The following is a 21,849-nucleotide window of genomic DNA, read 5'->3' on the forward strand; positions in this document are numbered from 1 at the left end:
ACCATCGCTGCCATGGACAGTTCCACCACCACCCTCGATCTCGGCGTCGCCGGGATGACCTGTGCCTCCTGCGTGGCGCGCGTCGAGCGGGCCCTGAAGAAGGTGCCCGGCGTGAGCGACGCCACCGTGAACCTCGCGACCGAATCGGCGCGGGTGACCTTCGCGCCCTCGGAGCAGATGGAAGCGCAGATCCGGCGTGCGGTGCGCAACGCCGGCTACGAGCCGCGCGCCGTCGCCGATGGCCCGCAGGAAGACCTGTCGCCCTGGGCCGGCTTCGCGCCGGTCGGGATCGGCCTGCTGCTTTCGCTGCCGCTGGTGCTGCCGATGTTCGGCGAGCTGGTCGGGCTGCACTGGATGTTGCCGGCCTGGCTGCAGTTCGTGCTGGCCACGCCGGTGCAGTTCATCCTGGGTGCGCGCTTCTACCGCGCCGGCTGGCATGCGCTGAAGGCCGGCACCGGCAACATGGACCTGCTGGTGGCCATCGGCACCAGCGCCGGCTGGGGCCTGTCGGCCTGGCTGTGGCTGGTGCAGGGGCACGAGCACCTCTACTTCGAGGCCTCGGCCGTGGTGGTCACCCTGGTGCTCCTGGGCAAGTGGCTGGAGGCCCGGGCCAAGCGCCAGACCACCACCGCCATCCGCGCGCTGCAGGCGCTGCGGCCCGAAACGGCGCACGTGCTCGTCAAGGGCGGCAAGCAAGCCGACCTGCCGCTGGCCGAAGTGATGAACGGCGACCAGCTGGTGGTGCGGCCGGGCGAGCGCGTGCCCGCCGACGGCATCGTGGAGCAGGGCGAGACCCAGGTCGACGAAGCCATGCTGACGGGCGAGCCGCTGCCCGTGCCCAAAGCCGAAGGCGCCCGCGTCACCGGCGGCAGCATCAACGGCGAAGGCCGCTTCGTGATGCGGGCCACGGCGGTCGGCAGCGAGAGCGTGCTGGCGCACATCATCCGCCTGGTCGAGGACGCGCAGGCCGGCAAGGCGCCGATCCAGCGACTGGTGGACCAGGTCTCGGCCGTCTTCGTGCCGGTGGTGCTGCTGCTGGCGGCGGTGACGCTGGCGGGCTGGCTGTTCGCCGGCGCCGGCGTCGAGCAGGCCCTGATCCACGCCGTGGCGGTGCTGGTGATCGCCTGTCCCTGTGCCCTGGGCCTGGCCACGCCGGCGGCCATCATGGCCGGCACCGGCGTCGCTGCGCGGCACGGCATCCTGATCAAGGACGCGCAGGCGCTGGAGCTGGCCCACCGGGTGGACACGGTGGCCTTCGACAAGACCGGCACCCTGACCGTGGGTCAGCCGCGGCTGGTGGCCTTCATCGCCGCTCCCGGGGCCGACGAGGCGCAGCAGCTGGCCGCCGCCGCGGCCCTGCAAAGCGGCAGCGAGCACCCGCTGGCGCGCGCCGTGGTGGGCGCAGCGCGCGAGCGGGGCCTGGCGCTGGCGGCGCCGGACCAGGTGCGTGCGGTGACGGGCCGCGGCACCGAAGGCGAGGTCGCCGGCCGGGCCCTGCTGATCGGCAGCCTGCGCTGGATCGAGGAGCTCGGGTTGCCGCTGCAGGCCTGGGAGGCGGAGATCCGCCGGCTGCAGGCGGAGGGCGCGACCCTGTCGGCGCTGGTGGAACGCGAGGGCCCGGCCCTGGCGCTGCGGGCGCTGATGGCCTTTGCCGACGAACCCAAGGCCGGGGCGGCGCAAGCCCTGGCGCACCTGCGCGAGCGCGGGCTGCGGCTGGTGATGATCTCCGGCGACAACCAGGCCGCGGCGCAGGCCATGGCGGGCCGCCTGGGGCTGCGCGAGGACGAGGTGCAGGCCGAGGTACTGCCCGGCGAGAAGGCGGCCCGCGTGGCGGCCCTGCGGGCCGGCGGGCACGTGGTGGCGATGGTGGGCGACGGCGTCAACGACGCCCCGGCCCTGGCCGCGGCCGACGTCGGCATCGCGATGGGCACCGGCACCGACGTGGCGATGCACGCGGCCGGCGTGACGCTGATGCGCGGCGACGTCGGGCTGGTGGCGGGTGCGCTGGACATCTCGCACCGCACCGTGCGCAAGATCCGGCAGAACCTGTTCTGGGCCTTCGCGTACAACGTGGCCGGCATCCCGCTGGCGGCCTTCGGCTTCCTCAGCCCGGTGGTGGCGGGGGCGGCGATGGCGCTGTCGAGCGTGAGCGTGCTGACCAATGCGCTGCTGCTGAAGAAGTGGCGCAGCGACGGGGATTCGCTTCGCTCCACCGCCAGCCTGCGGGAGATCGGGCAGGCTGCGGGCGGTTGACGTGCGTCAACCGGGTCGGGCGGTGCGCATGCGAACCTGAGTGCAGGAGATCCAGCGTCCATGTCCCGACCCGCCCTGCAAATCATCCGCGACGAGCATGCCGCCGTCGCGGCCGTCCTTCGATCGCTGCTGCAGATGATGGAGCGCGCGCCGGACGAGCAGCCCGAGCGCTTCTTCGACGTGATGCGGGCCATGCTGTTCTACATCGACGAGTTCCCGGAGCGCCGCCACCATCCGAAGGAGTCGGACCTGCTGTTCCCCAAGGTGGCCCGCGTGGCGCCGCAGCTGATGGCCGTGATCCGCCGGCTGGAGGACGACCACCTGCAGGGCGAGGACCGCGTGCGCGAACTGCAGCACCTGCTGCTGGCATGGGAACTGCTCGGCGACAGCCGCCGCGCGGCCTTCCAGGAGGCGGCGCGCGCGTACGTGGAGTTCTACCTCTCGCACATGCGCGTGGAGGAAACCGAGATCCTGCCGACCGCGATCAGGCTGCTGCCGGATGAGGACTGGGCGCAGCTCGATGAAGCGTTCGCGCAGCACCGCGACCCGATGGCGACCGGCAGCCACGACCCGGTGTACGACCGCCTGTTCACCCGCATCGTGATGCGCACGCCGGCGCCGATCGGCGTCGGCCCGGCTTTCTAGTTTGGCTCCCTCCCCCCTGCGGGGGAGGGCTGGGGTGGGGGCACTCCGGAGGTTCGAATCCATCTCCAAGGCCGGAGTGCCGCCCTCCCTACCTCCCCCCGGCGGGGGGAGGAGTCCTTCCTTCTATTTCAGCGCCGGGTAGTCCGTGTAGCCCTGCGCCCCGCCGCCGTACAGCGTCGCCTTGTCGATGTCCGCCAGCGCTGCGTTCGCGCGCAGCCGCTCCACCAGGTCGGGGTTCGAGATGAAGGGGCGGCCGAAGGCGACCACGTCGGCGCCGTGTTCCAGCGCTTGTTCCGCCAGCCGGCGGTCGTAGCCGTTGTTCACCATCCAGGCCCCCTTGGCGCCCGCTTCGCGCCAGGCGCGCTGCAGCGCCGCGTAGTCGAACGGGCGGCCATCGACTTCGCGCGGGCCGCCGGTGGCGCCCTCGATCACGTGCACGTAGGCCAGGCCCATGCCCGCGAGTTCGCGCACCACGTACTCGAACAGCGGCTGCGGATGCTCGTCGGCGATGTCGTTGGCCGGCGTCACCGGCGAGAGCCGCACGCCGACGCGCTCGGCGCCGATCTCCTCCACCACGGCGCGCATCACTTCGAGCAGCAGGCGGGCGCGGTTCGGGATGGTGCCGCCGTAGTCGTCGTGGCGCTGGTTGGCGCCGGTCTTGAGGAACTGGTCGAGCAGGTAGCCGTTGGCGCCGTGCACCTCCACGCCATCGAAGCCGGCACTGGTGACGGCATGGCGCGCGGCATGCCGGAAATCCTGCACGATGCCGGGCAGCTCGCCGGCATCGAGTGCGCGCGGCTCCGAGGTGGCGACGAAGCTGCCCGTTCCATCGGCCTTCTTCAGCCAGGTCTTGGTCCTGGCGGTGATGGCCGATGGAGCGACCGGCTGCTGCCGGTCCGGCTGCAGGTCGACGTGCGAGACGCGCCCGACGTGCCACAGCTGGCAGTAGATGCGGCCGCCCTGGCCGTGCACCGCATCGGTCACGCGCTTCCAGCCATCGAGCTGCTCGGTGCTGTACAGGCCAGGGACGTCGGCATAGCCCTGGCCCTGGTGCGTGATGGCCGTGGCCTCGCTGATGATCAGGCCGGCCGAGGCTCGCTGGGCGTAGTACTGCGCCATCAGGGGCGTGGGAATGGCGTCGGGGGCGCGGTTGCGCGTGAGCGGCGCCATGACGATGCGATTGGGCAGGTGCAGTCTCCCGAGCTGCACGGGTTGGAACAGTGATTTCATGGAGTGTTGGTGGCAAAAACGAAACCGGGGTTCGTCCTCGAACCCCGGTGCGGCGGGTAACGCCTGGTGTCGCGTCGCAGGCTGGTGGTGAGCCGCGTCAGCGCGAACCCCAGCGCTTCGATCAGGCCAGCTTCTCGAGCTTCAGCGCCTCCTGCACGGCCGGCCGGGCCTCCACCCGCGCGTTGTGCGCGGTGAGGTTCTTGAAGCCCGCGATGTCGATGTTCATCGGCTTGGTCCAGCGCGTCACCACGTAGAGGTAGGCATCGGCCACCGTGAAGTGGTCGCCCATGAGGTACTCCTTGCCTTCGAGTTGCTGGTCGACGAACTCGAAGCGCTTGGCCAGCTTGTCGCGGAACATGGGCTTGGCCTCTTCCGGCGTGGCCGGCATGAACAGCGGCGAGAAGGTCTTGTGGATCTCGGTGCCGATGAAGGTCAGCCACTCCTGCAGGCGATAGCGCGGCAGGGTGCCGTTGGCGGGCGCGAGGTTCTTGTTCGGGACCTGGTCGGCCACGTACTGCACGATCGCCGGCCCTTCGCGCAGGCGCGTGCCGTCATCGAGCTCCAGCATCGGCACGTAGCCGAGCGGATTGATGCCGTAGTAGTCGCTGCCGTCCTGCAGCTTGTGCGTCTTGGTGGAAGCCAGCACGGGCTCGAAGGCGAGGCCGGCTTCGCGCAGCACGATGTGGGGCGACAGCGAACAGGCGCCGGGGGAGTAATAGAGCTTCATTTCGCGTTTCTACCTTTCCTCTGGAGGGGGGACGGATTCGTGAAGAAATCCATGCTAGCCAGAATGCGCGAGCCCTGCACGCCTGGGGTCTGGCTGAGCTTGGCCACAATGGGTCCATGGCCAAGTTCCTCAAATGGGCGGCGATCTTCCTGGCCGCCTTCCTGCTCCTGCTGATCGGTGTGGCCGTGGCCCTCCAGCACTGGGTGCGCACCGACGATTTCCGCGCCCGGGTGGAGCAGCAGGCCAGTGCGGCCCTCGGCGTGCCGCTGCGCCTGGGGCGCCTTTCGGTGGACCTGTGGCCGCTGCCTGCCGTGGCGGCCGACGACGTGCAGCTGCTGACGCGCCCGCCGCTGACGATCGCCCGCGTCGAGGCGCGCCCGGTGTGGAGCGGGCTGCTGGAGAAGCGGCTCGAGATCGCCACCCTGGTCGTGCGCAAGGCGGTGCTGCCGCAGGCCGGCATCACCGCGCTCGGGGCGGCCGTGCAGAAGAAGGACAAGGCGGCGCCCCGGCCCGCCGCGCCGGTGCCGCAGGAGCAGGGGCCGTCCATCGTGGCCTTCCCGCAGCGTGCCGTGCTGGACGACATCACCTGGATCGACGAGAAGGGCCAGCGCATGACCGTCCGCGCCGAAGCCGACCTGGGTGGGGACGGCATGCTGGAGCGCGCATCGTTCAGGATCGTGCAGGGCCGCTTCGCCGGCACCCAGGGCGCGGTCGAGCGCAAGGGCGAAGAGTGGCCGCTGCGGGTGGAGATCGGCGGCGGCCGCATCGTCGGCAAGCTGCATCTCACGAGCGGCCGGGCGCCCGGCATGAAGCTGCTGCAAGGGCAGTTGAACACCGACAACGTCGAACTGGCCGCGCTCACCGCTCCCAGCAAGGTGCTGAGCGGCAAGCTGCAGGCGCAGACCAGTCTGCGCTCGGAGTTCCGCGAATTCGGCCGCCTGGCCGATGCGCTGAATACGCAGACGCGCTTCACCGTGCGCGATGCGCTGGTCGACGGCCTCGACCTGCAGAAGGCGGTGCAGACCGTGGGCCTGAGCCGCGGCGGCACGACCCGACTGGACACGCTGGCGGGGCAGGTCACGACGCAGGGCAAGGCGGTGCACTTGGCGAACCTGGTCGCCTCGTCGGGGTCCCTGTCGGCGAGCGGCAATGTCTCCATCACGCCCGCCAAGGCCCTGAGCGGGCGCGTGAACGTGGACCTGGCGAGCACCCGCGGTGCGCTGGGGGTTCCGCTGGTCGTGGGCGGCACCATCGACGCGCCGAGCGTGATGCTCACGCGCGGAGCGCTGGTCGGCGCCGCGGTCGGCACCTTGATCGTGCCCGGCGCGGGAACGGCTGCAGGCGCGACGGCCGGCGACAGGATCGGCGAGTCGCTGCGGGGGCTCTTCGGCAAGTAGGCGCCTGGGCGGCGGCGAGCGCCGCAGGCTGGCGAACCCCCTCGTCTTCGCTGGGCGTTGCGTCCTACACCGGTGCTGGCGCCGAGCCGATCCATTGCGCGCCGCGGGTCCTTAGCATCGGGTCAGCAACAGCTCAGCCCGGAAACCGTATGCACCTCTCGACGGTCGAAACCGTCCTCGAATACCAGGTCCGATCGCCCACCCATTTCTGCTTCAACCTCGAAGCGGCACACTGGCCGACGCAGAAGATCCTGAGCGAGCGCCTCACGATCTCCAGCGGGGTCACGCCGCACAGCTCGATGGATGGCGCCAGCGGCAATCGCTACATCCGTTTCGACGCCGGGCCCGGGCCGCTGAAGGTGAACTACAAGGCCGAAGTGGAAGTGAACACGCCCCAGCCCGATGCGGGCCTGCGCGAGACGCCCGTGGGCCAGGTGCCGGACGAGATCTTCCCCTACCTGCTGGCCACGCGCTATTGCGAATCCGACGTGCTGTGCGGGGAGGTGGTGCGCATGTTCGGCGGAGTGCCGCCCGGCATCGGCCGGGTCCACGCGATCGTCGAGTGGATCCGCAGGAACATCCAGTACAAGCCGCTGAGCACCCATTCGACGACCACCGCGCAGGAGGTGTTCCAGCAGCGCGCCGGCGTGTGCCGCGACTTCGCGCACCTGGGCATCACCTTCTGCCGCGCGCTGAACATTCCCGCACGCATCGTCGTGGGCTACGTCTGGTTCGACGAGCCGCCGCAGGACTTCCACGCCGTGTTCGAAGCGTGGCTGTCGGGACGCTGGGTGCTGTTCGACCCGACCGGCATGGCGCCGACCGATCGCCTGGTGCGCATCGGCACCGGCCGCGACGCCAAGGACGTGGCCTTCGCGACGATCTTCGGCCAGCTGCAGATGACGCGCAAGGAAGTGATGGTGCTGGAGCACGATCCGCGGGTGGTGGCGGCGAAGCCTGTGTCGCTGGCCCTGTAGGCTGGCGGTGACGCGCGAAGCGCCGGAACCCCAGCGCCTGCGCGCAGCGCTGGGGTTTCGCTGTCGCTCCACCGCCAGCCTACGGGAGCCAGCGGAGGAGAGTCACCCTCAATCCTTGTACGACGGATCCGTGCGATCCAGCTTGCGCAGCAGCGCCGGCCAGGCGATGTTCGCGCCTTGCCCGGCCGAGCCTTTCTTCATCACTTCCTCCATGCCGCTGAGGATGCGCGGATCGATCTGCACCAGCTCGCCGCCGGCCTGCGCATCGATCTGGATGCGGCAGGCGTTCTCGAACAGGTACATGTGAAGGAAGGCATCCGCGATGGTGCGACCGACGGTCAGCAGCCCGTGATTGCGCAGCAGCAGGAAGTTGTTGCTGCCCAGGTCGCGCTGCAGCCGCGGCTTCTCCTCGTCGCGCAGGGCCACGCCTTCGTAGCCGTGGTAGCCGAGCGATGGCAGGATGAAGGTGCTCTGCTGGCTGATGGGAAGCAGGCCGCACTTCTGCGCGCTGACCGCCACGCCGGCGCGGCTGTGCGTGTGCAGCACGCAGCCGGCGTCCTCGCGCGCCTGGTGGATGCAGCTGTGGATCACGAAACCCGCCGGGTTCACGGGGAAGGGCGAGTCGATCAGCTTGGTGCAGGACTGGTCCACCTTCACCAATGAAGAGGCGGTGATCTCGTCGAACATGAGTCCGTACGGGTTGATCAGGAAATGATGCTCGGGCCCGGGGATGCGGGCGCTCACATGCGTGAAGACGAGGTCGCTCCAGCCGTAGAGGGCGATCAGGCGGTAGCAGGCGGCCAGGTCGACGCGCAGCTGCCACTCCTGTTCGCTGACCACTTCGCGCAGGGATGCGATGTTCATGGGGGACTCCTTGCCGCAAGCGGAGCATTCTTGGGTCGGGCCGCGAGCTGGTCAAGTCGGGGCGGTCGCCTGTTCGAGCGTCGTGAGCCAGGCGATCGCCTGCGCCCGCGAGCTGCCGCACATGTCCGCGGAGGGGCGCAGGCCGGCACAGAAGGCGGGGCGCTCGGGGCGGCCGAAGATGCGGCAGCGGTTGGCTTCGTCGAGCTGGATGCAGCGCACGCCCGCCGGCTTGCCTTGCGGCATGCCGGGGATCGGCGACGTGATGGAAGGGGCGATGCAGCAGGCACCGCAGCCCGGACGGCACTGCATTGCTCTCTTTTCCGTAGCTGAGCCTGGGGCGGGGACAGGTGGAGGGTGGATTGGACCACGGCGGGCAGCATTCCCGGGCGGCCCGTAAAATCTCTCCCTTCCCCGAATCGGCCCTCGTGCCCCTGCGCCCGGACGGCGCTCCCTCCATGTTCTATCCCGAAGAATTCGACGTCATCGTCGTTGGCGGCGGCCACGCCGGCACCGAAGCGGCCCTGGCTTGCGCACGCATGGGCTGCCGCACCCTGCTGCTCACCCACAACATCGAGACGTTGGGTCAGATGAGCTGCAACCCGTCGATCGGCGGGATCGGCAAGGGCCACCTGGTCAAGGAGGTTGACGCGCTGGGCGGCGCGATGGCGATCGCCACCGACGAGGCCGGGATCCAGTTCCGCATCCTCAACTCCAGCAAGGGACCGGCGGTGCGCGCCACCCGGGCCCAGGCCGACCGCATCCTCTACAAGGCCGCGATCCGCCGCCGGCTGGAGAACCAGCCGAATCTCACCCTGTTCCAGCAGGCCGTCGACGACCTGATGGTCGAGGGCGACCGGGTGGTCGGCGCGGTGACGCAGATCGGCGTCCGCTTTCGCGCCCGGGCGGTCGTGCTCACGGCCGGCACCTTCCTGGACGGCAAGATCCACGTCGGGCTGGAGAACTACGCGGCGGGGCGGGCCGGGGATCCGCCGGCGGTCTCGCTGTCGGCGCGCCTGAAGGAGCTGAAGCTGCCGCAGGGTCGGCTCAAGACGGGTACGCCCCCGCGCATCGACGGCCGCAGCATCGATTTCAGCCGCTGCGAGGAGCAGCCGGGCGACCTCGATCCGGTGCCGGTGTTCAGCTTCATGGGCCGGGCCGACATGCATCCGCGCCAGGTGCCCTGCTGGATCACGCATACCAACGAGCGGACGCACGCGATCATCCGCTCCGGTTTCGATCGCAGCCCGATGTTCACCGGCCGCATCGAGGGGGTGGGTCCGCGCTACTGCCCGAGCGTGGAGGACAAGATCAACCGGTTCAAGGACAAGGACAGCCACCAAGTGTTCCTGGAGCCGGAAGGCCTGAGCACCAACGAGTTCTATCCGAACGGGATCTCGACCAGCCTGCCGTTCGACGTCCAGCTCGGGTTGGTGCGGACGCTGCCCGGCCTGGAGCACGCCCATATCCTTCGCCCCGGCTACGCCATCGAGTACGACTACTTCGATCCCCGGGGGCTGAAGTCCTCCTTCGAGACCCGCGCGATCGGCGGCTTGTTCTTCGCCGGCCAGATCAACGGGACCACGGGGTACGAGGAAGCGGCGGCCCAGGGCTTGTTCGCCGGCGTCAATGCCGCGCTCCAGGTGAAGGGCGAAGGCGCGTGGCTCCCGTCGCGCGACCAGGCGTACCTGGGCGTGCTGGTCGACGACCTGATCACCAAGGGCGTCACGGAGCCGTACCGCATGTTCACCAGCCGGGCGGAGTACCGCTTGCAACTGCGTGAGGACAACGCCGACCTGCGGCTGACGGAGGACGGGCGGCGCATGGGCCTGGTCGGCGACGCGCAGTGGGAGGCGTTCTGCCGCAAGCGTGATGCTGTTTCACGTGAAACAGAGCGGCTGAAGACGACCTGGGTCAATCCCAAGATCCTGTCGGAAGCAGAAGCCTCGCGCGTTCTCGGTACCTCGATCGACCACGAGTACAGCCTGGGCGATCTGCTGCGGCGGCCGGATGTCGGCTACGAGTCCCTGGTCTCGATGGAGGCGGGGCGCTGGAAGAGCGACGCTGTTTCACGTGAAACACTGGGCGACCTGTACGCGCCGGTCGTGGAGCAGGTCGAGATCGGCGCCAAGTACGCCGGCTACATCGAGCGGCAGAAGGACGAGATCGCCCGGGCCGCACACTACGAAAACCTCAAGCTTCCGGCGGAGCTGGACTACATGCAGGTTGCGGCGCTGAGCATCGAGGTTCGGCAGAAGCTGAGCAAGCATCGGCCGGAAACGCTGGGACTGGCATCCCGGATCTCGGGCGTCACGCCGGCGGCGATCTCGCTGCTGCTAGTGCACCTGAAGAAGCACAAGTTCAAGGGATTCGCGGAGGCGGCGAACCAGGCTGGGCAGGCGGCGGCATGAGCGGGCTTCGTCATTTCCCCTGCCGCTTGGACGGAGGGGCGGGGAAGGGGCGCTCTGGCTGGGATGCAGCGCCCGAGCGTGCCCCCACCCCGGCCCTCCGCGAGAGGGGGAGGTAAGGCATGGGATCGCGCGAAGATCGGACGGTTGCGGCGGCGCAGGCCCTCGGCCTGGCGCTCGGGCCTGCGGAACTGCACAAGCTCCTCACCTACCTCGACCTGATCGCCAAGTGGAACAAGGTCTACAACCTCACCGCCGTCCGTGATCCCGAGGAGATGCTGGTCCAGCACCTGTTCGACAGCCTCGCGGTCGTCGGGCCCTTGCGCCGCCAGACGCAGGGCAGGGCGGTTCATCTGCTGGACGTCGGCTCCGGCGCCGGCCTGCCCGGCGTCGTGATCGCGGTTTGCTGCCCGGAGATCCGGGTCGATTGCGTGGACGCGGTCGGCAAGAAGGCCGCCTTCATCCAGCAATCGGCGGCCCAGCTCCAGCTTCCGAATCTCAGCGGCTTGCACGATCGCGTCGAGCGCATTCCCGGCCGCTACGACGTGATCAGCTCGCGGGCGTTTGCGTCGCTGCCGGACTTCGTCTCCTGGTCGACCCATGCACTGGCCGACGACGGGCTCTGGATGGCCATGAAGGGCAAGCGCCCTGAGGGGGAGATCGCCGATCTGCCGCCGCAAGCCGAAGTGTTCCACGTGGAACAACTCACCGTCCCCGAGCTCGCGGCCGAGCGCTGCATCGTGTGGATGCGCAAGCGCTCGCGTGCGGAAAGCGCTACAGCTCCTGCAGAGGCCTGACGGTACACTCAGCGCTCACTTGGAGGGGCCATGCTCGGCGTTGCAGACTACGGCGCATTCGTCGCCGCGATCCTGATTTTCCTGGCCATTCCCGGGCCCGGAAACCTGGCACTGATCACCTCGACCAGCAAGGGCGGCATCCCGGGCGGCATCGGTGCCACGCTGGGCATCATTGCCGGCGACCAGGTGCTGATGTGGACGGCCGTCGGCGGCGTCGCGGCCCTGCTGCTGGCCTCGCCCACCGCTTTCGTGGCCGTGCAGTGGGCCGGCGCCGCCTACCTCGCGTGGCTGGGCTTGCGCATGCTCATGGCCAAGCCGGGCGCCAAGCCCGTCCTGAACATCCAGCCGCGCCACTATTTCCGCCAGGCTGCCGTCATCACCTTGCTCAATCCCAAGGCCATCGTGTTCTACATGGCCTTCTTCCCGCTGTTCGTCGACCCCCAGCAGCACCAGGGCCTGCTGACCTTCGGCGTGATGGCCGCGACCATCGCAGTGCTGACCTTCGCCTACGGGCTCGCCGCCGTACTGCTCACCCACTTCCTTGCCGAGCGCATGCGCGCCAACCCGGCGATCGCGCGCTGGCTGGAGAAATTCGCCGGGCTGTGCCTGATCGGCTTCGGCGTCAAGCTCGCGGTGTCCAGGTAATCCAAGAACGATGGCCAAGATCTTTTGCGTCGCCAACCAGAAGGGCGGAGTCGGCAAGACGACGACGACGGTGAACCTGTCCGCGGGCCTGGCCAAGGTGGGCCAGCGCGTGCTGATGGTGGACCTCGACCCGCAGGGCAATGCGACCATGGGCTCCGGCGTCGACAAGCGCAAGCTCGAACTGTCGGTCTATGACGTGCTGCTGGAATCGGCCAGCATCGCCGAAGCGCGGGTGCGCAGCGATCGACTGGTCGAGGCCGGCTGCGCGTACGACGTGCTGGGCGCCAACCGCGACCTGGCCGGCGCCGAAGTCGAACTGGTCGACGTCGAGCGGCGCGAGCGGCGCCTGAAGGATGCGATCGCCAAGGTCGCCGGCGAATACGACTTCGTGCTGATCGATTGCCCGCCGTCGCTCTCGATGCTCACGCTCAATGGCTTGTGCGCCGCCCACGGCGTGATCGTGCCGATGCAGTGCGAATACTTCGCGCTCGAGGGCCTGTCCGACCTGGTCAACACGATCAAGCAGGTGCACGCCAACTTGAACAAGGACCTGGAGATCATCGGCCTGCTGCGCGTCATGTTCGACCCGCGCATCACCCTGCAGCAGCAGGTGAGCGACCAGCTCAAGGCGCACTTCGCCGAGAAGGTGTTCAACACCGTCATCCCGCGCAACGTGCGCCTGGCCGAAGCTCCCAGCTATGGCCTGCCGGGCGTCGCCTTCGATGCGAACGCGCGCGGCAGCCAGGCGTACGTCGAGTTCGCGCAGGAGATGGTGGAGCGCATCGGCAGCATGCGGACCCCGTCGGTGGCGCGCGCAGCCTGAGTGCGCTGCTAGCAAAGAAGTAGCAGTGAAAGCCCGCAACGTACTCGTTCTGCCCGGCTGGGAAGGCAGCGGAACGAAACACTGGCAGACGCTCTGGGAGCAGCGCCACGGCTATCGCCGCGTGCAGCAGCACGACTGGCTGCGCCCCCTGCGCGGCGACTGGGTCGCGCGGCTGGAGGACGTCGTGCTGTCGTGCGACGAGCCGGCGGTGCTGGTGGCGCACAGCCTGGGCTGCATCCTGGTGGCGGCCTGGGCTGCGCACTCGCGCAACACGCAGCGCGTGAAGGCGGCCCTGCTTGTCGCTCCGGGCGACGTGGAGCGGCTCGAGGTGCGCGAGCAACTGCCTTCCTGGTCGCCGATCGAGCTGCGGGCGCTGCCGTTTGCCAGCGTGCTGCTGGCCAGCCGCAACGACCCGTACTGCGACTTCGAGCGCGCGCGCCTGTTCGCGCATGCGTGGAACGCGCAGTTCATGGACTACGGCGACTGCGGCCACATCAACGCGGAGTCGGGGCTGGCGAGCTGGCCCGAGGGGCACGTCCTGCTGCAGGACCTGATGAAAGACTAGACGGAACTGGTGAACGTGATGGTGACGAAGAAACCCAAGGGCCTCGGGCGCGGCCTCGAAGCGCTGCTCGGTCCCAAGGTGCAGGAGGGCGCTGCGCCGGCCGACGGCGAGACCGCCGGCAGCCACGCCGGCATGCCGATGTCGATGCTGCTGGTCGACATGGTCCCCGGCATGTACCAGCCGCGCACGCGCATGGACGAGGGCGCGCTGTACGAGCTGGCGGAGTCGATCAAGGCGCAGGGCATCATGCAGCCCATCCTCGTGCGCCGCCTCGGCGAGGGCGACAACGCCGGCAAGTACGAGATCATCGCCGGCGAACGGCGGTTCCGCGCCGCCCGCCTGGCCGGGCTGGACAGCGTTCCGGTGCTGGTGCGCGACGTGCCCGACGAGGCCGCCGCGGCGATGGCGCTGATCGAGAACATCCAGCGCGAGGACCTCAATCCGCTGGAGGAGGCCCAGGGCCTGCAGCGCCTGATCAAGGACTTCGGCCTCACGCACGAACAGGCGGCCCAGGCCGTGGGCCGCTCGCGCAGCGCCGCGTCGAACCTGCTGCGCCTGTTGAACCTGGCCGATCCGGTGCAGACGATGCTGATGGCGGGCGACATCGACATGGGCCACGCCCGGGCGCTGCTGGCGCTGGAGCGCGCCGCGCAGATCACGGCGGCCAACCAGATCGCGCAGAAGAAGCTCTCGGTGCGCGAAGCCGAGAGCCTGGTCAAGCGCATCGGGGCCGAGTTCAGCCTGACCTCGCCCAAGCCGAAGAAGGAAAAATCGCGCGACCTGCGCCGCCTGGAGGAGGAGCTTTCCGACCTGCTCACGGCGCAAGTCGAGGTGCGGGTGAAGAAGCGGGTCAAGCGCCACGGCCGCAACGAGGAAATCGGCGAGGTCGCGATCTCCTTCGGCTCGCTCGACGAGCTCAATGGCCTGATCGACCGCCTGCGGGCCTGACGTCCCTTGCCGCGTCGCCCCCCGAGCCGGGCGGCGCGTTCCCGCGAACTTTTGACGCACGTCAGCACGCGCTCGCTCCCACTGCGTAGATTGGCTAGCGGGGCCTTCCCCATGCGACGCGAGGAGCAGCGATGGCGACGACAGCGCAGACATCCGCCCTGCGGGCTACCGCGCCCGCCATCGTCGTGCTGTCGGTCCTCGCCCTCAGCGCGCCGGCGTTCGCCGTCCAGAAGGCGCGCGAAGGCAGGCAGGTGGTCGAGACCGTGTGTGCGGCCTGCCACGCCCCCGGCAAGGACGGCGCGCCGAAGATCGGCGACCGCGCGGCCTGGACGCCGCGTTTCGCCAAGGGCATCGACGCGCTGATCGATTCCGCCGTGAACGGCCACGGCGGCATGCCCGCACGCGGCGGGGTGGTGCAGCTCGAACGCGAGGAACTGCGCTCCGCCGTTCTCTACATGTTCAATTTCGGCTTGCCGCCGGTGGCGCCGCCAGCGGAAGTCGCCAAGGCCGACCCGCGCCACAAGCTGGTGGCGGGCACCGACATCTACCTGGGTGCGATGCCGGCCGAAGCGATGCGCGCCGGCGCATCAAGCAAGGCGAGCGTGCCGACCGGCAAGGGCTACTACCACCTGAACATCTCGCTGGCCGACCAGCGCACGGGTGCGCAGGTGAAGGATGCGCAGGTGAAGCTGCGCGTGTCGGACGGCATGTCCGAGCAGGCCAGTGCGCTGGCGCCTGTGGTGGCGAACGACAGCGTGAGCTGGGGCAACTTCTTCAAGCTCACGAGCGGCGGCGCCTACAACATCCAGGCCGAAGTGACGCGGCCCGGTGTGGCCAGGCCGATCGTGACGAACTTCGAATTCAGGGCACCTTGATGGGGAGTTGGGGTGTGGTTGGGGGAGCGAAAACCGCGCCGCAAGGCGCGGTTTTCCTTTGGGTCAGGGGCGCGCGAGGGCCGTCAGCGCGCGCAGGTCCGGAGCACGGCCCAAGCCCCAGCACGCCTCGATCAAGCCGCGCGTCCTCTCCGCGCCGATCACCGGCTGCGCCAGCTGCGTGAACTTGCCTTCCAGCATCGCGTCGGTCATGGGCCTCTGCAGCGATCCGATCGCGTGTTCGACGAACACGTGCACCTGGCGGCCGTCGGTGAGCACCGCCGTCACGTCGGCACTGGCCTCGTCGATGCTGTCGTCGACCGTCGCCACCACCTTGCGGCGCAGCGCCACCATGTCGGGGCGGTTGACGATCGCGTCCTCGTACTCCGGCTCGCCGGCACGGCCGAAGATCAGGCCCGCGGCGCAGCCGTGGTAGACGCTGAACTTGCCCTCCAGGCCGTCGGCCGGCTCCTTCTTGCCCGTGAGCTCCAGCACCAGCGAGTGCACGCGCAGCTCGATGCGCTCGACCTGCTCGGCGCGCACGCCCCGTTCGCGCAGCTGCACGCAGGCATCGATGCTGGGATGGATCACGATGCCGCAGGCAAAGGGCTTGTAGCTGTTGAAGGAGATCTCGAAGCGTTCGCCGAGTTCGTCGGTCGCCTCGTTCCATGCGGTCTTCGTCGACACCACCTGGGCCCAGCCGCGCGGCGCCTCGAGCGCGCGCGGGCTGGCGGTGAAACCCTGGGCCGCGAGCAGGGCGGACATCAGGCCGGCCCGCGCGGCACCGCCCGGATGGAAGGGCTTGGTCATGGTGCCGAACTGCTCGCGCAGGCCGATCGGCTGCGAGGCCGCGATGCCCAGCGCCATCTGCGTGCGCTGCGCATCGAGCTTCAGCAGGCGCGCGCAACCCGCGGCCGCGCCGAGCATGCCGGTGGTGCCGGTGATGTGCCAGCCGCGGTCGTAGTGCTCGGGGTAGACCAGGTTGCCCAGGCGGCAGGCGACGTCGATGCCCAGCACGAGCGCGTCGACCACTTCGCGCCCGTCCAGCCCCTTGTGCTCGGCCAGCGCGAGCAGGGCGGAGGCCACCGGGCCGGCCGGATGGATGATCGTCTTCAGGTGCGTGTCGTCGAAGTCGAAGGTGTGCGAGGTGATGCCGTTGACGAGCGCCGCGCTCGCCATGTCGACGCGCTCGCTGCGGCCGGCCACCGTCGCCTGCGGCGCGGGCTGCAGTTCGGCGATGGCGGCCAGCGCCGCATCGGCGGCCTCGTGCCTGGCCGCGCCGACGGCGCAACCGAGCCAGTTGAGGAAGGTGCGATGCGCCTCGTGATCGACCGCGTCGCTCCAGCCGCGCGAGGGATGCGAAGCGACGTACCCGGCGAGGATCTTCGTGATCGGCGGCGCGTCGTGCTCGGCCGGGACCTGGGTGTTGCGGGCCATGGGTTCGGTTCCTTGTGTGTCGATGGGCAGGTTCTGCGCCTCGAGCAGCGCGGTCCCGCCTTCAGTCTTCCTGTGGAAGCTCCTGGGCAGCGGCCAGGCGCTGGTGCGCCCGTTCCACGTGCTCGGCCACCAGTTGTTCGCAGCGCGCAGCGTCGCCGGCCCGTACCGCCGCCGCGATTTCCCGGTGGTCGACGACGGATGCGGCCATGCCCATCCCGTGCGACAAGTTGGTCAAACGCGACAGGTGCAGCTTCTGGACGATGTTCCGATAGGTTTCGGCCAGCGCCCCGTTGCCCGTGGCTTCCACCATGATCCAGTGGAAGCGCAGGTTCTCGCTGTAGTAGGCGCTCACGTTGCGGGAACGAGCGGCGTGCTCCATCCGACCGACGGAGCTGTCCAGGGCCTCGGCCAAGGCGGTCCGATCGGGCGGCGGCAGCTGCGCCGAACGGCGGCCGGCGAAGCCATCGAGCAGGGCGCGCAGCTCGTAGAGGCCACGCACTTCCTCGGCCGACAGCCTGCGCACGAACACGCCGGAATGCTTGCGTGCCTCCACCAGGCCGGAGCTCTCCAGCTCGCGCAGCGCCTCGCGCACGGGCACGCGCGACACGCCCAGGCGGCTGGCGACGTCGGGTTCGTTGATGCGTTGGCCGGCCTGGATCTCGCCGCGCAGGATCATGCCCAGCACGTCGTCGCGCACCAGCTTGCCGAGCGAGGTGGCGCGCACCTGGGCGGCAAATGCCTGGCCGGCGTCGGTGGGCGGGTCCCATGGCAACATATCCGAAATATTGTATACGATTACGCTTTGCTTCAGCTCGGCGCTTGAGCTCCTGCCTAGGATGGGCTGGTGTTCTTGACCGGGAGACCGGATGAAGATGCAGCAGTACGCAGTCGGGCTGGCCCTCGCGCTGGCCCTGGGAGCGACCGGTCAGGCGAACGCGGAAACCTTCCGCTGCCCGCTTTCCGACCGGGTCGCGAGTTACCAACCCACCCCCTGTGCGGTGCCGGAACTGCCGGCACGCGCCGCGGCGCCGACGAAGGACGGGCCGGCTGCCTCGGCCAAGGCTGCAGCTCCGACGGCGACTGCCCAGGCCGCACCACCGAAGCCGCGTCCGGCCGCCGTGCCGGTGGCGCCCGGCGCCGACGACGACGCGCCGTTCTCCGCCCTCACCCCGCGCAAGCGCGAAGTGCTGGACATCACCGCGCGCCTGGAGCGCTGCCGCAGCGAGCAGCCCGAATTCGCCGACAAGAGCGCGGAGCTGTACAAGGCGTGGCGACGCCGGCACGGCGCCACGCTGGCGGACTACGGCCACATGCTCGCCGTCAAGGTGCGCGTGGCCCAGGTCGACGCCACGCTCTGCACCGACGACTGGCTGCGGGAGATCGAGCCGCTGACGCGCGCGCCCGATCCGCGCTTTTCCAGCGTGGAGAAGACCTGGGAAACCTTCGTCCGCGCCCTGCGCGCCGCCGACCGCCCGGCCGTCATGGGCTGCGTGACCGGCCCCGTCGCGCGCAGCATGGGCGAGCGCCTCGCCCGGCTGGGCGACGCCGACCTGCGCCGCATGGCGGCCAACATCCGCGAGCTGAAGGTGCTGTGGGGCGACGACTACGACAAGGAGGCGCTGGTCGTCCACGGCGACCGGGTGGACGGCATCGTGTTCCGCCGCAACGTCAACGAGGAATGGAAGCTGCGGGAGATGAAGCCGCCCGCCGTGAATCCCGCCGTGGCTATGCCGAGAAGATCTTCCCCGGATTCATGATGTTCTTCGGGTCGAGCGCGCGCTTGATGGTGCGCATCATCTCGACCGCGCCGGCGCCGGCCTCGTCCACCAGGAAGCCCATCTTGTGCAGGCCGACGCCGTGCTCGCCGGTGCAGGTGCCGCCCAGGCGCAGCGCGCGGGCCACCAGTTGCTGGTTCAGCTCCTCGGCCACCACGCGCTCCTGCGGCTGCTCGGGATCCAGCAGGTAGCCGAAGTGGAAGTTGCCGTCGCCGACGTGGCCCACCAGGAAGTAGGGGATGCCGCTGGCGTCGGCCTCGGCCACGGAATCGAGCAGGCAGTCGGCCAGCCGGGAGATCGGCACGCAGGTGTCGGTGGAGATCGCGCGGCAGCCGGGGCGCGACTGGATCGCGGCGAAGTAGGCGTTGTGGCGCGCCGTCCAGAGCCGCGTGCGCTCCTCCGGCGTGGTGGCCCACTCGAAGGCGTTGCCGCCATGCTCGGAGGCGATCTCCTGCACCGTCTGCGCCTGCTCCTTCACGCCCTCGGGCGAGCCGTGGAACTCCATCAGCAGCATGGGCTCCTCGCGCAGGTTCAGCTTCGCGTAGGCGTTGACCATGCGCACGCTGTTCACGTCGATCAGCTCCACGCGCGCGATCGGCACGCCCAGCTGGATCACCTGGATCACGGTGTGCACCGCGGCGGCGATGCTGGGGAAGGAACAGATCGCCGCCGAGATCGCCTCGGGAATCGGGTACAGCCGCAGCGTCACTTCGGTGATCACGCCCAGCGTGCCTTCGCTGCCGATGAACAGGCGCGTGAGGTCGTAGCCGGCGGAGGATTTGCGCGCCCGGGTGCCGGTGCGGATGGTCTCGCCCGAAGCCGTGACCACCTCGAGCGCGAGCACGTTCTCGCGCATGGTGCCGTAGCGCACGGCGTTGGTCCCAGAGGCCCGGGTGGCCGCCATGCCGCCGATCGAGGCATCGGCGCCCGGATCGATCGGGAAGAACAGGCCGGTGCTGCGGATTTCCTCATTGAGCTGCTTGCGCGTCACGCCCGGCTGCACCGTCACCGTCAGGTCCTCGGGATTGACGGAGAGCACCTTGTTCATGCGCGAGACGTCGATGCTGATGCCGCCCTGCACCGCCAGCAGGTGGCCTTCCAGCGAGGAGCCGACGCCGAAGGGGATCACCGGCGTCGCGTGTTCGCTCGCCAGCCGCACCGCGTCGGCCACGTCGCTCGCGCTTTCCGCGAACACCACGGCGGCCGGCGGCGGCACTTCGAAGGAGGACTCGTCGCGGCCATGCTGCTCGCGCACCGCCAGCGCGGTGGAGCAGCGCTCGGCGAAGCGCTGCCGCAGCGCCTCGATCAGGGCCGCAGGCACTTCGCGCTGCTGGATATCGGGAACGAGGTGCGACAGGGCGGCGGGGGCGTTCATGGGGTACTCCGGAGGCAGCCCGCAGTGTAGTCGCCTGCCCGCCGCGCGCCCGGCCGGGGGAATCCCTCAGCGGGTCGAATCGTCGTATTCGAAGCGCGAGATCACGCCATCGTAGTTGCGGTCCATTTCCTCGAAGGTCATGGTGGCGATGCTCAGGCGACCGAATTCGGCGCGGGTGATGTCGCCGTCATGGTTGGAATCGGCGAAGAAGAAGGAGCGCGCCTGGTCGGTGGCGCTGAAGCCGCCGGCCCCGCCCACGCTCTGCCCCGGGCCGCGCACGGTGGCGCCGGCGCCCAGGACGTTGGTGGCCACCGTGGGTGTGGCCGCGTTGGTCGGATTCACGATGCCGGCACCGGGCGAGACGATGGTCGTGCCCGGCACCAGCACACCGTTCGTGGTGGTGGTCGGCGAGTCCGCCGGCGGCAGCTGGTTGGGGAACAGCGAGCCCGTGGTGAGGCTGCTGCCGGTGGGCGGGATCGGGGTGACGCTCTGCGCGATCGGATTGGTCGCGACGGCGGCGCCGCTGCCCGACGAGATGCCGGCCGGGAAGGTCGAGATCAGGCCGGTGGGCCGTGGCGCGGTCTGCGCGATGCGCGCCGCGTTCGAGGGCACGACGTTGGCGGCGGGCTGCACGCGGGAGGGCGCGCGCGTGGTCTGCGCCTGGACGGCAGAGGCAGCGGCCAGGGCGCAGACCAGGGCTGCGGCAAGACGGGTCGAGGCAAGCATGGCGACTCCTTTGGCTGGGGCTGCCGCCCGGGCGCGGACGGCCTGATCCCATGCTGGCCCGACGGCGCGCAACGGCCCAGCCGAGGGTGCCGGAACTTGCTGTAGGAGCTTCGCGCACAATGGCTGGAACAGGAGAACGACATGGGCAAACGGCTGACCCAGATTGCGACGCGCACCGGCGACGACGGCACCACGGGCCTGGGCGACAACACGCGCGTCCCCAAGGATCACCTGCGGGTGCGCGCCATGGGCGACGTGGATGAACTGAACTCGCACATCGGCCTGCTGCTGTGCGAGCAGCTGCCGGAAGATGCGCGCGAACTGCTGGTCGACATCCAGCACCAGCTGTTCAACCTCGGCGGGGAGCTGTCGATTCCGGGATTCGAGCTGCTGCAGGCCGATGCGGTGGCCGCGCTCGACGCGGCGCTCGCCGAGCACAACGCGCAGCTGCCCCGGCTGCAGGAATTCATCCTGCCCGCCGGCAATCGCGCGGCGGCTCAGGCGCACGTGTGCCGCACGGTGGCGCGCCGGGCCGAGCGGGCGGTGGTGGCGCTGGGCGGGCAGGAGCCGCTGCGCGAGACGCCGCGGCAATACCTGAATCGGCTGTCGGACCTGATGTTCGTGCTGGCGCGGGTGTTCAACCGGATGAATGGCGGGGACGACGTGTACTGGAAGAGCGAGCGGCTGAAGCGGGCGGAGGAGGAATAGGGGGACGGCTGTCGGGCACCGTCGTTGTCGCGGAGGCTCTGCGGAGGACGGAGCCCAGGGCCCCCCGCCATTCCCGTGCAGGCTGCGCGAAGGCGGAATAGCTCACCCCGTCATTCCCGCGAAGGCGGGAATCCAGGGCGTTCAAACTGCGCGCGCAGCGCGCAGCATCGGGAGCCCTGGGCCCGCGCCTTCGCGGGGGTGACGGAATACCTTAGCTGGGTGACGCCCAGTACCTTCGCGCGCTGCCGCAGTCCCCCTACCTCGGCGCCAGCACCGCCAGCGTCAGCCGCGACACGCAGGTCAGTTCGCCTGCGTCGTTGCGCAGATCGATCTGCCACACCATCGTGCTGCGTCCCACATGCACCGGCTTCGCGACACCCGTCACCCACCCCGAAGACGCGCTGCGGATATGGTTCGCGTTGATGTCCAGCCCCACGACGCGGTGCCCCGGCGGCGTGCAGTGCGCGGCGGCGGTGGAGCCGAGCGTCTCGGCCAGCACCACGCTCACGCCGCCGTGCAGGATGCCGTAAGGCTGCACCGTCCGCGCGTCGACCGGCACGCGCCCCTTCACGTGATCGTCGCCGACTTCCAGGAACTCGATCCCCAGGTGCTGGGGCGCGGTGTCCTGGTGGATGCGGGTGAGTTCCTCGATGGAGATGGGGCGGGTCCAGATCGGCATG

At 69.7% G+C, this 21,849-nt stretch carries 22 protein-coding genes; 13 read left to right on the plus strand and 9 right to left on the minus strand.

Annotated elements, in window-relative coordinates; all coding sequences use genetic code 11:
• The first annotated feature begins 12 nt into the window (after positions 1 to 12).
• Both JI746_RS11155 and JI746_RS11160 read left to right on the plus strand, forming a co-directional pair.
• On the plus strand, positions 13 to 2,253 hold the full coding sequence (locus JI746_RS11155; RefSeq protein WP_330892986.1) for a heavy metal translocating P-type ATPase: 2,241 nt from the start codon (positions 13 to 15) through the stop codon (positions 2,251 to 2,253).
• Between the two features lie 60 nt (positions 2,254 to 2,313).
• On the plus strand, positions 2,314 to 2,898 hold the full coding sequence (locus JI746_RS11160; RefSeq protein ID WP_201689464.1) for a hemerythrin domain-containing protein: 585 nt from the start codon (positions 2,314 to 2,316) through the stop codon (positions 2,896 to 2,898).
• A 123-nt stretch (positions 2,899 to 3,021) separates the two neighbouring features.
• On the opposite strand, the gene JI746_RS11165 is transcribed toward JI746_RS11160, so the two are convergent.
• Together JI746_RS11165 and gstA are read right to left on the minus strand one after the other, a co-directional pair.
• A complete protein-coding gene (locus JI746_RS11165; RefSeq protein WP_201689466.1) occupies positions 3,022 to 4,128 on the minus strand; it encodes an alkene reductase in 1,107 nt (368 codons plus the stop codon).
• Between the two features lie 121 nt (positions 4,129 to 4,249).
• Positions 4,250 to 4,855 (minus strand): glutathione transferase GstA, encoded by a 606-nt coding sequence (gene gstA / locus JI746_RS11170; RefSeq protein ID WP_201689467.1) that lies wholly within the window; start codon positions 4,853 to 4,855, stop codon positions 4,250 to 4,252.
• Positions 4,856 to 4,971: 116 nt separating this feature from the next.
• Here gstA and JI746_RS11175 point away from each other — a divergent pair, with 116 nt between their 5' ends.
• Both JI746_RS11175 and JI746_RS11180 read left to right on the plus strand, forming a co-directional pair.
• Positions 4,972 to 6,252 (plus strand): AsmA family protein, encoded by a 1,281-nt coding sequence (locus JI746_RS11175; protein WP_201689469.1) that lies wholly within the window; start codon positions 4,972 to 4,974, stop codon positions 6,250 to 6,252.
• 149 nt (positions 6,253 to 6,401) lie between these two features.
• Positions 6,402 to 7,229 (plus strand): transglutaminase-like domain-containing protein, encoded by an 828-nt coding sequence (locus JI746_RS11180; protein ID WP_201689471.1) that lies wholly within the window; start codon positions 6,402 to 6,404, stop codon positions 7,227 to 7,229.
• Positions 7,230 to 7,337: 108 nt separating this feature from the next.
• Here JI746_RS11180 and JI746_RS11185 read toward each other — a convergent pair whose 3' ends face one another.
• Together JI746_RS11185 and JI746_RS11190 are read right to left on the minus strand one after the other, a co-directional pair.
• On the minus strand, positions 7,338 to 8,093 hold the full coding sequence (locus JI746_RS11185) for a class II aldolase/adducin family protein (RefSeq protein ID WP_201689473.1): 756 nt from the start codon (positions 8,091 to 8,093) through the stop codon (positions 7,338 to 7,340).
• A 51-nt stretch (positions 8,094 to 8,144) separates the two neighbouring features.
• On the minus strand, positions 8,145 to 8,402 hold the full coding sequence (locus JI746_RS11190) for a YkgJ family cysteine cluster protein (RefSeq protein WP_201689474.1): 258 nt from the start codon (positions 8,400 to 8,402) through the stop codon (positions 8,145 to 8,147).
• A 146-nt stretch (positions 8,403 to 8,548) separates the two neighbouring features.
• Between JI746_RS11190 and mnmG the strand changes: the two genes are divergently transcribed.
• From mnmG to JI746_RS11225, 7 genes are all read left to right on the plus strand, one after another.
• A complete protein-coding gene (gene mnmG / locus JI746_RS11195; RefSeq protein WP_201689475.1) occupies positions 8,549 to 10,501 on the plus strand; it encodes a tRNA uridine-5-carboxymethylaminomethyl(34) synthesis enzyme MnmG in 1,953 nt (650 codons plus the stop codon).
• Between the two features lie 119 nt (positions 10,502 to 10,620).
• Positions 10,621 to 11,295 (plus strand): 16S rRNA (guanine(527)-N(7))-methyltransferase RsmG, encoded by a 675-nt coding sequence (gene rsmG / locus JI746_RS11200; protein WP_201689476.1) that lies wholly within the window; start codon positions 10,621 to 10,623, stop codon positions 11,293 to 11,295.
• Positions 11,296 to 11,325: 30 nt separating this feature from the next.
• Positions 11,326 to 11,940: a LysE family transporter gene (locus JI746_RS11205; RefSeq protein ID WP_201689477.1), complete on the plus strand. Its 615-nt coding sequence runs from the start codon at positions 11,326 to 11,328 to the stop codon at positions 11,938 to 11,940.
• A gap of 10 nt (positions 11,941 to 11,950) precedes the next feature.
• Positions 11,951 to 12,763 carry a ParA family protein gene (locus JI746_RS11210; RefSeq protein ID WP_201689478.1) on the plus strand — a complete coding sequence of 271 codons (813 nt, stop codon included), beginning with the start codon at positions 11,951 to 11,953 and terminating at the stop codon, positions 12,761 to 12,763.
• Between the two features lie 25 nt (positions 12,764 to 12,788).
• Complete coding sequence (locus tag JI746_RS11215; RefSeq protein WP_201689479.1) at positions 12,789 to 13,328, plus strand: RBBP9/YdeN family alpha/beta hydrolase; 540 nt, start codon at positions 12,789 to 12,791, stop codon at positions 13,326 to 13,328.
• 18 nt (positions 13,329 to 13,346) lie between these two features.
• Positions 13,347 to 14,276 (plus strand): ParB/RepB/Spo0J family partition protein, encoded by a 930-nt coding sequence (locus tag JI746_RS11220; RefSeq protein ID WP_201689481.1) that lies wholly within the window; start codon positions 13,347 to 13,349, stop codon positions 14,274 to 14,276.
• A 131-nt stretch (positions 14,277 to 14,407) separates the two neighbouring features.
• The gene (locus JI746_RS11225) at positions 14,408 to 15,151 is read left to right on the plus strand and encodes a c-type cytochrome (protein ID WP_201689483.1); all 744 of its coding nucleotides are present in this window, start codon (positions 14,408 to 14,410) and stop codon (positions 15,149 to 15,151) included.
• Positions 15,152 to 15,214: 63 nt separating this feature from the next.
• Here the strand turns inward: JI746_RS11225 and JI746_RS11230 are convergent, their stop codons facing one another.
• Positions 15,215 to 16,585, minus strand: coding sequence for an MmgE/PrpD family protein (locus tag JI746_RS11230; protein ID WP_201689485.1), 1,371 nt, complete (start codon positions 16,583 to 16,585; stop codon positions 15,215 to 15,217).
• Positions 16,586 to 16,646: 61 nt separating this feature from the next.
• Positions 16,647 to 17,360, minus strand: a complete 714-nt coding sequence (locus JI746_RS11235; protein WP_201689487.1) for an FCD domain-containing protein — start codon at positions 17,358 to 17,360, stop codon at positions 16,647 to 16,649.
• A 91-nt stretch (positions 17,361 to 17,451) separates the two neighbouring features.
• Between JI746_RS11235 and JI746_RS11240 the strand changes: the two genes are divergently transcribed.
• Positions 17,452 to 18,342, plus strand: coding sequence for a hypothetical protein (locus tag JI746_RS11240; protein WP_201689489.1), 891 nt, complete (start codon positions 17,452 to 17,454; stop codon positions 18,340 to 18,342).
• Here the strand turns inward: JI746_RS11240 and JI746_RS11245 are convergent.
• Together JI746_RS11245 and JI746_RS11250 are read right to left on the minus strand one after the other, a co-directional pair.
• Positions 18,311 to 19,735 carry an FAD-binding oxidoreductase gene (locus JI746_RS11245; protein ID WP_201689490.1) on the minus strand — a complete coding sequence of 475 codons (1,425 nt, stop codon included), beginning with the start codon at positions 19,733 to 19,735 and terminating at the stop codon, positions 18,311 to 18,313. The two genes, JI746_RS11240 and JI746_RS11245, sit on opposite strands and share 32 nt — an antisense overlap.
• Positions 19,736 to 19,801: 66 nt before the next feature.
• Positions 19,802 to 20,461 (minus strand): EF-hand domain-containing protein, encoded by a 660-nt coding sequence (locus JI746_RS11250; RefSeq protein ID WP_201689491.1) that lies wholly within the window; start codon positions 20,459 to 20,461, stop codon positions 19,802 to 19,804.
• Positions 20,462 to 20,602: 141 nt separating this feature from the next.
• On the opposite strand from JI746_RS11250, the gene JI746_RS11255 reads away from it, so the two are divergent.
• Positions 20,603 to 21,169 (plus strand): cob(I)yrinic acid a,c-diamide adenosyltransferase, encoded by a 567-nt coding sequence (locus tag JI746_RS11255; protein WP_201689492.1) that lies wholly within the window; start codon positions 20,603 to 20,605, stop codon positions 21,167 to 21,169.
• A 256-nt stretch (positions 21,170 to 21,425) separates the two neighbouring features.
• Here the strand turns inward: JI746_RS11255 and JI746_RS11260 are convergent, their stop codons facing one another.
• The gene (locus tag JI746_RS11260) at positions 21,426 to 21,848 is read right to left on the minus strand and encodes a hotdog fold thioesterase (RefSeq protein ID WP_201689493.1); all 423 of its coding nucleotides are present in this window, start codon (positions 21,846 to 21,848) and stop codon (positions 21,426 to 21,428) included.
• Between the last annotated feature and the right edge of the window lies 1 nt (position 21,849).

The sequence above is a fragment of the Ramlibacter alkalitolerans genome (assembly GCF_016722765.1).
Lineage (GTDB): Bacteria > Pseudomonadota > Gammaproteobacteria > Burkholderiales > Burkholderiaceae_C > Ramlibacter > Ramlibacter alkalitolerans.

Bases quoted from the DNA above. Each gene is read 5' to 3' on its own strand.
- JI746_RS11235 (WP_201689487.1), bottom strand. From the start codon at position 17,360: ATGTTGCCATGGGACCCGCCCACCGACGCCGGCCAGGCATTTGCCGCC.
- JI746_RS11180 (WP_201689471.1), top strand. From the start codon at position 6,402: ATGCACCTCTCGACGGTCGAAACCGTCCTCGAATACCAGGTCCGATCG.
- JI746_RS11225 (WP_201689483.1), top strand. From the start codon at position 14,408: ATGGCGACGACAGCGCAGACATCCGCCCTGCGGGCTACCGCGCCCGCC.
- JI746_RS11165 (WP_201689466.1), bottom strand. From the start codon at position 4,128: ATGAAATCACTGTTCCAACCCGTGCAGCTCGGGAGACTGCACCTGCCC.
- rsmG (WP_201689476.1), top strand. From the start codon at position 10,621: ATGGGATCGCGCGAAGATCGGACGGTTGCGGCGGCGCAGGCCCTCGGC.
- mnmG (WP_201689475.1), top strand. From the start codon at position 8,549: ATGTTCTATCCCGAAGAATTCGACGTCATCGTCGTTGGCGGCGGCCAC.
- JI746_RS11255 (WP_201689492.1), top strand. From the start codon at position 20,603: ATGGGCAAACGGCTGACCCAGATTGCGACGCGCACCGGCGACGACGGC.
- JI746_RS11230 (WP_201689485.1), bottom strand. From the start codon at position 16,585: ATGGCCCGCAACACCCAGGTCCCGGCCGAGCACGACGCGCCGCCGATC.
- JI746_RS11155 (WP_330892986.1), top strand. From the start codon at position 13: ATGGACAGTTCCACCACCACCCTCGATCTCGGCGTCGCCGGGATGACC.
- JI746_RS11210 (WP_201689478.1), top strand. From the start codon at position 11,951: ATGGCCAAGATCTTTTGCGTCGCCAACCAGAAGGGCGGAGTCGGCAAG.
- gstA (WP_201689467.1), bottom strand. From the start codon at position 4,855: ATGAAGCTCTATTACTCCCCCGGCGCCTGTTCGCTGTCGCCCCACATC.
- JI746_RS11160 (WP_201689464.1), top strand. From the start codon at position 2,314: ATGTCCCGACCCGCCCTGCAAATCATCCGCGACGAGCATGCCGCCGTC.
- JI746_RS11250 (WP_201689491.1), bottom strand. From the start codon at position 20,461: ATGCTTGCCTCGACCCGTCTTGCCGCAGCCCTGGTCTGCGCCCTGGCC.
- JI746_RS11245 (WP_201689490.1), bottom strand. From the start codon at position 19,735: ATGAACGCCCCCGCCGCCCTGTCGCACCTCGTTCCCGATATCCAGCAG.
- JI746_RS11220 (WP_201689481.1), top strand. From the start codon at position 13,347: ATGGTGACGAAGAAACCCAAGGGCCTCGGGCGCGGCCTCGAAGCGCTG.
- JI746_RS11240 (WP_201689489.1), top strand. From the start codon at position 17,452: ATGAAGATGCAGCAGTACGCAGTCGGGCTGGCCCTCGCGCTGGCCCTG.
- JI746_RS11175 (WP_201689469.1), top strand. From the start codon at position 4,972: ATGGCCAAGTTCCTCAAATGGGCGGCGATCTTCCTGGCCGCCTTCCTG.
- JI746_RS11185 (WP_201689473.1), bottom strand. From the start codon at position 8,093: ATGAACATCGCATCCCTGCGCGAAGTGGTCAGCGAACAGGAGTGGCAG.
- JI746_RS11260 (WP_201689493.1), bottom strand. From the start codon at position 21,848: ATGCCGATCTGGACCCGCCCCATCTCCATCGAGGAACTCACCCGCATC.
- JI746_RS11205 (WP_201689477.1), top strand. From the start codon at position 11,326: ATGCTCGGCGTTGCAGACTACGGCGCATTCGTCGCCGCGATCCTGATT.
- JI746_RS11190 (WP_201689474.1), bottom strand. From the start codon at position 8,402: ATGCAGTGCCGTCCGGGCTGCGGTGCCTGCTGCATCGCCCCTTCCATC.